Here is a 12471-nt window from a genome sequence, read left to right as displayed (position 1 = left end):
GGCGTCAGGCGGCGATCAGCCGTCCAGGCGCGCGATGAGCAGCTTGCGCTGGAGCATCAGCGCCTCGGGGGCCTTGGTGCCCAGCTGCTCGAAGAAGACCTCCTGGCTCTTGAGCTCGGACTTCCACTCGTCCTCCTTGATGGAGGTGGCCTCCTGGACGGCCTCCGCGGGCAGGTCCAGGCCCTTCAGGTTGAGGCCCTGGTCCTGGCGCGGCACCCAGCCCAGCAGCGTCTCCTGGGTGGGGACGCGGCCCTGGACGCGGTTCACGATCCACTCCAGGACGCGCATGTTCTCGCCGTAGCCCGGCCAGATGAACTTGCCGTTCTTGTCCTGGCGGAACCAGTTGACCTGGAAGATCTTCGGCAGCTGCGGGATGGACTTCTGCATGTCCAGCCAGTGCTGGAGGTAGTCGCCCATGTGGTAGCCGCAGAAGGGCAGCATGGCCATGGGGTCGCGGCGCACGACGCCCACCTTGCCGGTGGCCGCGGCGGTGGTCTCCGAGCCCATGGTGGCGCCCAGGAACACGCCGTGGGTCCAGTTGAAGGCCTGGATGACCAGGGGGACGGTGTTGGAGCGGCGGCCGCCGAAGATGATGGCGCTGATGGGGACGCCCATGGGGTCGTTCGCCTTGGGCGACAGCACCGGGTTGTTGCTCATGGGCGAGGTGAAGCGGCTGTTCGGGTGCGCCGCCTTCTCCGGGCTGCCCTTCTTCCAGGGGCGGCCCTGCCAGTCGGTGAGCTCCTCGGGGACCTCGCCGTCCTTGCCCTCCCACCAGACGTCGCCGTCGGGCGTGAGCGCCACGTTCGTGAAGAGCGTGTCCTTGGAGATGGTCGCCATGGCGTTGGGGTTGGTCTTGTTGTTGGTGCCGGGCACCACGCCGAAGTAGCCGGCCTCCGGGTTGATGGCGTACAGGCGGCCATCCGGGCCCGGGCGCATCCAGGCGATGTCGTCGCCCACGGTCTCGATCTTCCAGCCCGCGTACTCCTTGGGCGGGATCATCATGGCGAAGTTCGTCTTGCCGCACGCGGACGGGAAGGCGGCGGCGACGTAGGTCGTCTCACCCTGGGGGCTGGTGACGCCCAGGATGAGCATGTGCTCGGCGAGCCAGCCCTCCTCGCGGCCCAGGTAGCTGCCGATGCGCAGCGCGAGGCACTTCTTGCCCAGCAGCACGTTGCCGCCATAGCCGGAGCCGAAGCTCCAGATGGTGTTGTCCTGGGGGAAGTGGCAGATGTAGCGGCGGTCCGGGTTCACGTCGCCCGTGGAGTGCAGGCCGCGGTTGAAGTCGTCGCTGTCGCCCAGCATGTCCAGCGCGGCCTTCCCCATGCGGGTCATGATCCGCATGTTGAGGACCACGTAGTCGCTGTCCGTCAGCTCCACGCCGATCTTGGTGAAGGGGCTGCCCAGCGGGCCCATGGCGTAGGGCACCACGTACATGGTGCGGCCCTTCATGCAGCCTTCGAACAGGTGGCCCAGCTTCGTGTAGGCCTCCTCCGGGTCCATCCAGTTGTTGGTGGGGCCCGCGTCCGTCTTGTTCGGCGTGCAGATGAACGTGAGGTGCTCGACGCGCGCCACGTCGTTGGGGTTGGAGCGGTGCAGGTAGCAGCCCGGGCGCTTCTGGGGGTTGAGCGGGATGAGCGTGCCGTCCTTCACCGCCTGCTCGGTGAGGCGCTGCTTCTCCGCCTCGGAGCCGTCACACCAGACGATGCGGTCCGGCTGGGTCATCGCGGCCATCTTGGCCACCCACGCCAGCAGGGTGGGGTTCTTCGTGGGCGCCTGCTCGGTGGCGGCGGCCGCTTGCGTCGAAGCCATGGAGATCTCCTCGGGGTGTTTCGTGCGTGGGGTTTCCCGCGTTCCCGCTTCCTTGCGAAAGGGCAGGACCCTACAGCGGAAGGAACACCAAACCTTCTGGAGCCAGGGCGCAAAAGCAACTGACGTCCGGCAGTCAACCGGACTTTCGACCCCTTTGGCCTAATTCCACTTATCAGCGCCCGGTCGCCCATCAGTAAACGGCGCGGTGCGGCACATGCTGGCAGCGCGCCGCGCCGTGCCCAGGTTGAGGGGGCGCATCCGCACTTATGTCCATCGCCCTCGTCCTGGCCGTCGTCGTCGTCGCGCTGGTCCTCTTTTCCCTGGATTCCATCCCCATCGAGTTCACCTCGCTGGTGGTGGTGTGCCTGCTGTCGCTCGCCGGGGTGCTGACGCCGGCGCAGGCGTTCGAGGGCTTCAGCGACGACACGGTCGTCTTCATCTTCACGCTGTTGGCGATGACCCAGGGGCTCGCCTCCACGGGCGTGGTGCAGATGGTGGGGCAGCGGATGGCGTTCTTCGCGCGCTTCGGCCACCAGGCGTTCGTCCTGGCGATGATGGGCGTGGTGGCGGTGTTCTCGTCGTTCATCTCCAACACGGTGACGACGGCGGCCTTCCTGCCGGTGGCCATTGGCGCCGCGCAGCGGGCGAAGGTGCCGCGCAGCAAGGTGCTGCTGCCGCTGGCGTACGCGTCCATGCTGGGGGGCACGGTGCTGCTCTTCGGCACGTCCACGAACCTGGTGGTGTCCGCGGCGCTGAAGCGGCACGGGATGGCGCCCATCGGCGTGACGGAGCTGGCGCCGGTGGGGCTGCCGGTGGTGCTGCTGGGCATCGCCGTGGTGGTGCTCCTGGGGCGGTGGCTGCTGCCCTCGCGCGAGGGCAAGCCGGGCACCGAGGGCTTCGCGCTGCGCGACTACCTCACGGAGGCCGTGCTGCCCGGGGACTCGCGCTACGTGGGCCAGCCCCTGGCGGAGCTCACGGAGGGGCTGGGGCTGCGCGTGATTGGCGTGGTGCTCGGCGGCGAGACGCTCGACGCGAAGCCGTCCTACGTGCTGACGGGCCAGGAGCGGCTGCTGGTGGAGGGCAAGCGCGAGGACGTCATGCGGGTGAAGGACCTGCGGGGCCTCGCGCTGCGGCCGGACGTGCGGCTGTCGGACGCGGAGCTGGAGGGGCCGGAGTCGATGCTCGTGGAGGCGAGCGTGCCGCCCGACAGCCCGCTGGTGGGGCGCAGCCTGCGGGAGACGCTGTTCGTGGAGCGCTTCGGGCTGCTGGCGCTGGGGCTGCACCGCCGGCCCGCCATCCAGCGGCTCACCAAGCTGCAGCTCCTGGGGCGCGCGTGGGACGAGCACTCGATGTCCACGCTGCCCCTGTCCGTGGGGGACGTGCTGCTCCTGCGCGGCCCGCGTCAGAAGGTGGCGGAGCTGGAGCCGGGCCACACGCTGATGGTGCTGGAGGGCCACGAGTACGAGCCGCCGCGCTACGCGAAGGCGCTGCTCGCGGTGCTCATCTTCCTGGGCTCGCTGACGGTGGGCTCGCTGGGCTGGGCGCCGCTGTCGCTGGCGGGGCTCACCGGCATGCTGCTGATGATCGCCACCGGGTGCATGGACGCGCGCACCGCGTTCCGCGTGGACTGGCGGGTGGTGCTGCTCATCGGCGCGATGATGGCGCTGGGGCTGGCCATGGAGGTGAGCGGCGCGGGGAAGCTCATCGGAGACCACGTGGCCCGGCTGGGCGCGTACGGCGGGCCGCGCGCGGTGCTGGCGCTGCTGATGGTGCTGACCATCCTGCTGTCCGCGCCCATGAGCAACCAGGCCGCGGCGCTGGTGGTGCTGCCGGTGGCGCTCAACGCGGCCTCCCAGCTGGGCGTGGACGTGCGCCCCTTCGCCATGGGCGTCACGCTGGCGGCGAGCTGCTCCTTCATCACGCCGCTGGAGCCCAGCTGCGTGCTCGTCTACGGGCCCGGCCACTACCGCTTCACCGACTTCTTCCGGCTGGGCACGCCGCTGACCGCGGTGCTGGTGGTGTTCCTCGTCTTCGCCGTGCCCTGGGTGTGGCCGTTCCACGGGGCCGCGTGAGGCTCAGTGGATGGCGGCGCGCAGCCCCACGTCCGCGAGCACGCGCGCCTCCTGCGCGAGCAGGTGCTGGAGGCGCGCGTCCACGGCGGCCGCGTCCCCGTCGGACGCGGTGACGGCCAGGCGGTGGAAGAGGGACTGGTGGCCGTCCTCGGACTGGGCCAGCTCCCCGTAGAAGCGCGCGAGCGCCGGGTCGGTGAGCCCCTCCGCGAGCAGGGACAGCCGCTCGCACGAGCGCGCTTCGATGATGGCGGCGACGAGCAGGCGGTCCACGCGCCGCTCCAGGGCGGGCGTGCGCACGTGCTTCTGCAGGCCCTGCGCGTACGGGTCTCCGGCGTCCTTGGTGAGGGTGAGGCCGCGCGCGGCCATCAGGTCCAGCACGCGCGCCAGGTGGGCGCTCTCCTCGCGCGCCAGGCGGGCCATCTGCGACGGCAGGCCCGGCAGGTCCGGGTAGGCCTGGAGCATGGACAGCGCGTTGGCGGCGGCCTTCTTCTCACAGTGGGCGTGGTCCACCAGCACCGCGTCGAAGTTCGCGAGCGCCAGCGGGAGCCAGCCGGGGTCGGTGGGCGCGTGGAGGATGACGGGGCCCGCTCCGGAGAGGGGGCGGCGGGAGGGCGTGGGGCGGCTGCTCATTTCAAGGGCTCGATTACTCCACCAGCACGAGCCGCTGGGCGCGGCCGGCGTGGTAGCCCACCTTGCGCGCGATGCGGGCGGTGCTCTCGTCGCGCTCGTCCACGCGCATGGCGAGCCGGGGCAGCGAGGACAGGAGGTGCCGGGAAATCTGCCCCAGGCACAGCGTGGCGTGGCCCTGGCGGCGGCGGGACGGGGGCGTGTACATGCCCTCCAGCTCCGCGCCGAACTGCGAGCGGCAGCCGATGTCCACCTTGAACACGAGCTCGCCGCCCTCCTCCAGCACGTAGGTGCGGCGCTGGCGCACGCGCTGGAGGACGCGGGCCTCGTAGTGGGCCGGGTCCTCGGCCAGCGGATCCCGCTCGAGGATTTCGCGCACGTAGCCCTGGGCCAGGGGCAGCAGGCGGGGCACGTCCTCCTCGCGGGCCAGGCGCAGGGTGGGGTTGGTGAAGGGGCCCAGGTCGTCCGCGGAGACGCTGAACAGCCGCTGGGTGCGCGACAGGCGCGGCTTGCCTTCACAGAGGCTGCGCACCAGCGCGTCCACGGCGGCCTTGTCCCCCACGGTGGCGCGCAGCTTGAGGCTGGTGGCGAGCGCGTCCGCGATGACGCCGGCGGCGCTGGCGTCGCTGGCGCTGGGCACCACCAGCCCGCCCTCGCCGCCCACGAAGACGGCCGCGGTGAGGACGCCGTTGTCGAAGCGGCCGTGGAAGGAGAAGGCGGCCTGGCGCTCCGGCGCGGCGATGCCGAACTCCTCCAGCAACCCCAGGAGGTAGAGGTTGTGGACGGGGTCCTTCGCCAGGAGCGCGCGCAGGGCGTCCGCGTGGGAAGGCGCGAGCTGTTCGACGGTGACGGGCATGCGCGCGGGGGAAGAAAGGGGCCTGAACCTTACGCGCAACCCCACCTCACGGGCCAGCGTCCCCAGGCGCGGCGAAACGGAATGGGTAGAGCACCGTCGCGGCGCCGCCCAGGCGGGGCGCCGGGAAGCGCGCGTCCAGCAGCGAGTCCAGCACGCACGCCTGCACCATGGGGTCCGGGATGGTGCTGGAGACGAGCTCGCCCCGGTTCATCTTCCCCTCGGAGCCCTCGCCCTCCACGGTGAAGCGCAGCTTCACTTCCTGTGTGCCCCGGTTGCGCTGTGCCGCGTCCTGGAAACATTGCTGCACGAGCGGAGTCACGGCCTGGAGGGCCAGGCGCAGGTCCTCCGCGTCGATGCGGCCGGAGGAGGCCTCCACCACCGGCTCCACCACCTCCACGCGGCGCGGATCCGGCGCGTCGAAGTCGAGGGCGTCGCGGGGCGGCGGCGCTCGCACCGGCGCGGCGGGGCGCGGCGGGGGCGCGGCGGGGGCGGCGGCCCGGGGGCGCGCGGGCGCGCTGGGGGCGGGCCCTCGTGGGGGCGTGGCGCGCGGCGGAGGGGCGGCGGGCTCGGATGGCTCCGGCGCGTCCGTGAAGCGCGTCAGCCACGCGGCCCCCAGCGTGAACAACAGGAACAGGCCCAGGCTCAGGCCGGGGATGAGGAGCCAGCGGACGACGGTGGGGTGCGAGGACGCCATGGGCCGGGAGCCCGCGTGTCATACCCGCCTCACGGGGGGACGTGAAGCGGGGATGCACGCGAGCGCCCGAGGCTACGGGTACACCTCGCGCCGCGACGTGGGCGTGGGCGTCGTCGGGGGCGTCACCACCGCGCCCTCGGCCCGGATGCGCTGCCTGCGGCTGACCCCCAGCGTGGCGCCGAGCACCGCCGCGACGAGCCCCAGCAGGAGCCCCGCGAAGATGCCCCAGAACACGCGGCCGGAGCGATCCGCCACCTTCAGCGCGCCCTGCTGCGCCTGCTGGCCCACCTCGCTGGCCTTGGCCTTGGCCTGGTCCACCTGCTGCTGCACGCGGTCGGCCACCCCTTCCGCGTCCTGGCGCGACAGGTTGGTGTTCTGCGCGATGTTGCTCACCAGCAGCTCACGGTCCATGCGGCCCTGGCGCACGCCCTCGGTGACGATGTCCTTGGTCGCGGCCTCCAGCTGGTTCGCGGTGATGGCGGGCTTGCCCTCCTGCCGCAGGCGCTGGTTCACCGGCCCGAGCGCGTCGTTGGCGTCCAGGCCGAACGCCTTCGCGGCGTTGCCGCCGCCCGCCACGGCGCCCACGGCCGCGGTGCCGCCCGCGCCCACCGCCGCCTTGCCCACGTTGAGCACGGCGCCCAGCACGTTCGACACCAGCATGCCCACCACCATGACGCCGACGAGCGTCGTCAGGCCCCAGAGCACCGCGCCGTGCAGCGCGCCTCCCCCCTTGTCCACGATGCCCGCGCTGCGCGCGGCCACCATGCCGCCCACGAAGAGGGCCACGAGCGGGACGATGACGCTCCAGATGCCGGTGAAGATGCCCGCGGACTTCGCGCTCGCCGCGTTGGCGGGGTTCACCGAAGACAGGCCCAGCGCCAGCCCCAGCGTGTAGAGCAGGATCCAGACGCCCAGCGCGACGAAGGTGCCACCGAAGATGGCGCCCCAGCTCAGCTTGTACGCACTGCCCGGCACCGCTGGGATGATGCCGGCGCGTTCGCTCTCGACAATGGCTGCCATAGGACTTCACCCTCGCTTCCCGTGTGCCGTCCGGCCGCGCTCGGGCACGGCTGGGACGGACGTGTCTGGAGGGAAGGTGTGCACGGTGCACGGCCCTTCTTTCCACCGCCTCACGGTCGCTCCACCCCGGAGGGTGGGGTGGACGGCCGGGGCGCCTCAGCGCAGGCCGAGCGCGTCGAGGAGCAGTGCCTCGCGCGCCACCACCGGCGCGCGAGGCAGCGCGTCCGTGCGGTAGCGCGCGACGAGCGCGGGCAGGGTCACCGGGCCGCCGTCGCCCAGGCCGCTCCAGGCGGCGAGCAGGCCCAGGACCTGCTCGGGAGGCCGGCCGCGCGCCCGCAGCTCCGCGAGCGCGAACGCCCCGTCGCGCTTCGCCAGCCGCTTGCCGTCCTCGCCCAGCACCAGCGGCACGTGGAGGAACGCGGGCGCGGGCAGGCCCAGCGCGGCGTAGAGCTGGAGCTGCCGGGGCGTGGAGGGCAGCAGGTCGTCCCCGCGCAGCACGTGGGTGATGCCGCTGGCCGCGTCGTCCACCACCACCGCCAGCTGGTAGCTGGCCACGCCGTCGTTGCGGCGCACCACGAAGTCCCCCACCAGCGCCCGCACGTCCTGGACGTAGGGGCCCATCAGCTCGTCCACGAAGCGCACCTCGCCTTCGCGCGCGCGGAAGCGGTACGCGGGGGGGCGCGTGCGGGCGCGCTCCGAGGCCTGCGCGGCGGTGAGGCGCGCGCAGGTGCCCGGGTAGCGCGGGCCCTCGTCGGACAGGCCGTGGGGGGCGCTCGCCGCGCGGGCGATCTCCGCGCGCGTGCAGAAGCACGGGTAGATGAGCCCCTCTCGCGCGAGCTGCTCCTGGGCCTCGCGGTAGACGCCGTCGCGCTCGCTCTGGATGAGCGGCGGCTCGTCCCAGTCCAGGCCCAGCCAGCGCAGGTCCTCGTAGAGGTCCTGGAGGAACTGGGGGCGGCAGCGCGCGCGGTCCAGGTCCTCGATGCGCAGGAGGAACGCGCCGCCCGCGGCCCGCGCCTGGAGCCAGCCCAGCAGCGCGCTTCTCACGTTGCCCAGGTGCATGCGGCCGGTGGGGCTGGGGGCGAAGCGTCCTCGCATCGTGGCGGGGACCATAACGTCCCCGCCCGCGGGGCAGGGAGAGAATGCCCCGTTGCTTCCCTCCGTTGCTTGGGGTGTGACTCCCTCCATGCGCTTCCTGCACTGCTCCGATGTCCACATCACCGAGGACTACTTCGCCCTGCCGCTGCGCAAGCTGGGCTGGCGCCGCTGGGTGGCGCTCGTCGAGCTGACGGCGGGGGGCCGGGCGAAGGCCTACCGGAACGCGCGGGCCACGCTGTCCACCATCGCCCGCGAGGCGGGCGCGCACGGCGTGGACCACTTCATCCTCTCCGGCGACCTCACCGCCTACGCCCTGGAGGGCGAGTTCCGCGCCGCCCGCGTCGCGCTCTCGCCCCTGGCGCCCACGCCCGCGCGCTGCACCGTCATCCCCGGCAACCACGACGTCTTCACCCCCGGCGCCGCCCGCGAGGGCCGCTTCGCCCGGCACTTCGGGGACCTGCTCCAGAGCGACCTGCCGGAGTACCGCCGCGAGGGCGCGTTCCCCTTCGTGCGCCTGGTGGGCGAGGGCGCCGCGGTGGTGGGGCTGTGCTCCGCGCGCCCGCTGCCCACGCCGGGCCTGTCCTACGGCACCGTGGGCCCCGCGCAGCTCGAGGGCCTGGCGGCCCTGCTGAAGGACGCCCGGCTGGACGGCCGCGCCATCCTGGTGGTGGTGCACCACGCGCCCCGGAGCTCCGCGAACCACGCGGACGGCTGGCACCACGGCCTGCATGACGCGGACGCCCTCCTGAAGCTCCTGCCGGGCCCGCGCTTCGCGGTGCTCCACGGCCACATCCACCAGCGCTACCACCACCCGGCCACGCGGGACCGGCCCCACCTGTTCGGCGCGGGCTCCTCCACCCAGGCGGGGAAGGAGGGCTACTGGCTCATCGAGGTCGAGGGCGGCGTCGTGGTGGGCGGCACCCAGCACGTCCCGGCGCTGTGACAGTTCCCCCGGGCGGCGGTACAAGGGGCGCACATGACCCCGGCGCCCACGTCCCCACCCGCTGAGCTGTCCCTGGAGGAGCACCGCTTCCTGCGCGAGCTGGGCCGCGTCACGGACGACCTCCTGGAGGAGAGCCTCCGGGAGCGCGAGACGCTCACCCAGTGCTTCCGGCGCTGCTTCCCCACGCTGCTCTCGCGCCTGGGCGCGCGCGCCATCGCCCTCACCACGCGCGACGAGGAGCTGGTGGAGCAGACCTGGGGCGAGGGCGACTGGGGCGGCGTCTTCCCCGGCGGGCTGCTGGCGGGGCCCGTGGGGCAGCGCGTCCACGACACGGGCACGCTCATCACCCAGACGCTGGACGTGGCGGGCTCACCGGTGGGCACGCTGGGCGTGCTCTACGCGGGGCCGCCCGGCGATGCGGGCACCACCGCGGGGCGCCTGCGCGCGCTGGACGTGGTGGCGGAGGAGCTGGACACGGTGCTGATGCTGGTCCACACCGCGTCGGAGAAGCACCAGCTCATCCTCCAGTGCAACGAGCACCTGGCCAACCCCGTCTTCGAGGCGGGCATGGACCACGCGGTGCGCACGCTGTCGCAGCGGGTGCGGCTGCCGGGCTTCCTGCTCCTGTACCGCGACGCCGTGCAGCCGCAGGTGCTGCACTACCGCACGTACCGCCACGGGCAGCTGGAGTACGAGAGCGGAGAGCAGCCCAGCGCCCCGCTGGAGACGCTGCTGCACCAGCACGGCACGCGGCTGCTGCACGGGGACGCGGGCGTGCTCAAGCGCCTGTTCGACGGGCGCACCACGGAGGCGGTGCTCATCTCCGCGGCCGCGCGCAGCGAGCCCCTGGGCAAGATCATCGTCTGGAGCAACGAGGGCTTCTCCGCGTACGCGATGGACCTCATCCGCGTGCTGGCCTCCACGCTGAGCCAGCGCCTGCTGGACTACAACCGCGAGCGCATCCACCTGTCGCAGTTCTTCCCCACGGTGGCCATCGACGCGCTCCTGGAGGACCCGGACTACGCGCGGCACCTGCGCGCGCAGGAGCAGGAGGTGGGCATCCTGTTCGCGGACATCAACGGCTTCACCCGCATCTGCGAGCAGGGCTTCGACAGCCCGCGCAGCATCGGCCGCTTCGTGGACGAGTGGAGCGCGCGCGCCGTGGACCGCATCTGGGCGCACGGCGGCGTCTTCGACAAGATGGTGGGCGACTGCGTCATCGGCCTCTTCGGCCCGCCCTTCTTCCAGACGGACCGCGTGCGCCGCGCGGAGGCCGCCGTGCGCGCCGCGCAGGACATCCAGGCCTTCACCGCGGAGCTGAGCGGACGCGAGGAGGTGGCCGCGCTGTGCCGGCGGGTGAAGCTGCCGGGGCTGGGCGTGGCGGTGGGCGTGAACCTGGCCACCGCGAACTGCGGCCTCTTCGGGCCCAACCGCAACTACACCGCGTTCTCCAGCGGCATGAACCAGACCGCGCGCCTGCAGTCGCTGGCGGGCTTCCGTGAGACGCTGGTGATGGAGAGCGTGCACGAGGCGCTGAAGCAGTCCCAGGAGCCCTTCGTGCGCAAGCTCCACTTTGGCCCCCTCACGGAATCGCCGGTGAAGAACGTGGCCCAGCCGCTGCGGCACTACCGGCTGCTGCCGTAGCGCGCGCGGGCCGCTTCAGGCGAGCAGGTGCGTGCCCGCGTAGCGGCGGGAGAAGTGGATCCACCGGCGCTCGTCCACCTCCACCTGCCACTCGCTGTTGGGCGTCAGCGGCAGGCGCTGCTTGAGGAAGTTCTCCAGGTGGTCCGCCGCCTTGAGCGGCGTGAGCCCCGGCGCGCGGAAGGCGATGTGCAGCACCACGTCCAGGGACGGGGCCACGTCCACCGACGCACAGATGCGCAGCGGGCCCACGCGGCGCTGGTACTGGGTGTCCTGCGCCGGCCACGCGGCGGAGCCCTCGGGCTGCGCGGGCGCCTGCTCGAGCCAGTTGTCGGGGATCAGGATGAAGTCGAGCAGCTCGCTGCTCGCCTCTTCCACCGTGCCGTGCTCCTGGATGGAAAGCATTGCCCACCTCCGCCGGAGAAGCCGTTGGGGTTGCGTGGAAGCCGTCGTCAAAGAATGTGCCCACGAGCCCATGCCACGCAAGGGCCCACGAACATCCGCGTCCCGCACACACCTCGTGACGCACGTGCGGGCGGGGCGGACGCTAGCGCTTCAGGGTGACATGGCGGGGCGGGGGTGTGCCATGCGACCCCGCACGCTGCTCAGGAAGCGACGGGGAGGGAGCGGCGGGGCTTGCGCTCCACGGCGGCCTTGAGCTGGCCGCAGCCCGCGTCGATGTCGATGCCCCGACGCTGGCGCACGGTGCTGGGCACGCCGTGCGACGTGAGCACGGCCTGGAACGCGCGCACCGCGTCAGGGACGCTGGGCCCGCCGTCATAGCCCACCGTGGGGTTGAGCGGGATGACGTTCACGTGCGCGTCCATCCCCTGGAGCAGCCGCCCCAGGTGGTGCGCGTGCTCCGCGGTGTCGTTGCGGCCGGCGATGAGCGTCCACTCGAAGAAGATGCGGCGCCTGCGCCTGGCCACGTAGTAGCGGCACGCGTCCATCAGCTCCTGGAGCGGCCAGCGGCGGCCCGCGGGCACCAGCGCGGCGCGCTCGGCGTCCGTCGCGCCGTGGAGGCTCACCGCGAGCTGCACCGGGCGGGCCTCGTCCGCGAGCCGGAGGATGCCGGGCACCACGCCCACGGTGGACAGGGTGATGAAGCGCGGCGCGAGCGCCAGGCCCTTGGGGTCCACGAGGATGTCCACCGCGGCCATGGTGTGCTCGTAGTTGTGCAGGGGCTCGCCCATGCCCATGAGCACGATGTTGCGCAAGGACTCCCCTCGCGCGCGCAGCAGGCGCGTGACGTGGAGCACCTGTCCCACGATCTCTCCCGGCGTCAGGTGGCGCGACAGGCCCATCTGTCCGGTGGCGCAGAAGACGCAGCCCATGGCGCACCCGGCCTGCGTGCTCACGCACACGGTGGCGCGGCCCTTGAAGCGCATCAGCACCGTCTCGATGGTCTGCGCGTCGCGCAGGCGCAGGAGCAGCTTGTGGGTGAGCCCGTCGCTGCTGAAGCTCTCGTGGTGCGTGCCGAGCGCGCCCAGGTGCGCGCGCTCCTGGAGCGCGGCCTGGAGGTCCGGGCGCAGGCCCGCCACGTCGCCCAGCGCGGTGACGCCGTCGCGGTACAGGCCCGTCCACACGCGCTCGCGGTACTGGGGGCTGAAGCCCCAGCCGGCGAGCCGCGCGTCCAGCGCGGGGCGGGGCAGGTCGTAGAGGTTGACGGTGGCGTCCGGCATGACGGGACCTGGGATAACACACCCGACGCCCG

At 72.6% G+C, this 12471-nt stretch carries 11 protein-coding genes; 3 read left to right on the top strand and 8 right to left on the bottom strand.

The window, feature by feature from the left end:
• Positions 1-15: 15 nt before the first annotated feature.
• Entirely contained in the window at positions 16-1809 is a 1794-nt protein-coding gene (locus U8525_RS23700) for a phosphoenolpyruvate carboxykinase (GTP) (protein WP_374268574.1), read from the bottom strand.
• 266 nt (positions 1810-2075) lie between these two features.
• Between U8525_RS23700 and U8525_RS23695 the strand changes: the two genes are divergently transcribed.
• Positions 2076-3881 (top strand): SLC13 family permease, encoded by a 1806-nt coding sequence (locus U8525_RS23695; protein WP_374268573.1) that lies wholly within the window; start codon positions 2076-2078, stop codon positions 3879-3881.
• A 3-nt stretch (positions 3882-3884) separates the two neighbouring features.
• Here the strand turns inward: U8525_RS23695 and U8525_RS23690 are convergent, their stop codons facing one another.
• The 5 genes from U8525_RS23690 to gluQRS form a co-directional block, all read right to left on the bottom strand.
• Positions 3885-4511 carry a tRNA-(ms[2]io[6]A)-hydroxylase gene (locus tag U8525_RS23690; protein ID WP_374268572.1) on the bottom strand — a complete coding sequence of 209 codons (627 nt, stop codon included), beginning with the start codon at positions 4509-4511 and terminating at the stop codon, positions 3885-3887.
• Positions 4512-4524: 13 nt separating this feature from the next.
• Positions 4525-5364: a GNAT family N-acetyltransferase gene (locus U8525_RS23685; RefSeq protein WP_374268571.1), complete on the bottom strand. Its 840-nt coding sequence runs from the start codon at positions 5362-5364 to the stop codon at positions 4525-4527.
• A 46-nt stretch (positions 5365-5410) separates the two neighbouring features.
• Entirely contained in the window at positions 5411-6058 is a 648-nt protein-coding gene (locus U8525_RS23680) for an AgmX/PglI C-terminal domain-containing protein (protein WP_374268570.1), read from the bottom strand.
• 72 nt (positions 6059-6130) lie between these two features.
• Positions 6131-7078 carry a hypothetical protein gene (locus U8525_RS23675; protein WP_374268569.1) on the bottom strand — a complete coding sequence of 316 codons (948 nt, stop codon included), beginning with the start codon at positions 7076-7078 and terminating at the stop codon, positions 6131-6133.
• 156 nt (positions 7079-7234) lie between these two features.
• Positions 7235-8173 (bottom strand): tRNA glutamyl-Q(34) synthetase GluQRS, encoded by a 939-nt coding sequence (gluQRS, locus tag U8525_RS23670; RefSeq protein ID WP_374268568.1) that lies wholly within the window; start codon positions 8171-8173, stop codon positions 7235-7237.
• 88 nt (positions 8174-8261) lie between these two features.
• Between gluQRS and U8525_RS23665 the strand changes: the two genes are divergently transcribed.
• On the top strand, positions 8262-9116 hold the full coding sequence (locus U8525_RS23665) for a metallophosphoesterase (protein WP_374268567.1): 855 nt from the start codon (positions 8262-8264) through the stop codon (positions 9114-9116).
• Positions 9117-9149: 33 nt separating this feature from the next.
• Entirely contained in the window at positions 9150-10760 is a 1611-nt protein-coding gene (locus tag U8525_RS23660; RefSeq protein WP_374268566.1) for an adenylate/guanylate cyclase domain-containing protein, read from the top strand.
• A gap of 15 nt (positions 10761-10775) precedes the next feature.
• Here U8525_RS23660 and U8525_RS23655 read toward each other — a convergent pair whose 3' ends face one another.
• Both U8525_RS23655 and rlmN read right to left on the bottom strand, forming a co-directional pair.
• Positions 10776-11162: a hypothetical protein gene (locus U8525_RS23655; RefSeq protein WP_374268565.1), complete on the bottom strand. Its 387-nt coding sequence runs from the start codon at positions 11160-11162 to the stop codon at positions 10776-10778.
• 200 nt (positions 11163-11362) lie between these two features.
• The gene (gene rlmN / locus U8525_RS23650; RefSeq protein WP_374268564.1) at positions 11363-12439 is read right to left on the bottom strand and encodes a 23S rRNA (adenine(2503)-C(2))-methyltransferase RlmN; all 1077 of its coding nucleotides are present in this window, start codon (positions 12437-12439) and stop codon (positions 11363-11365) included.
• Positions 12440-12471 lie beyond the last annotated feature (32 nt).

This window comes from Corallococcus sp. RDP092CA (genome assembly GCF_041903675.1).
In the GTDB taxonomy this organism is placed as follows: Bacteria; Myxococcota; Myxococcia; order Myxococcales; family Myxococcaceae; genus Corallococcus.
The sequence above is the reverse complement of the archived record's forward strand: the minus strand, read 5'-3'. Positions and strand labels throughout refer to the sequence as shown.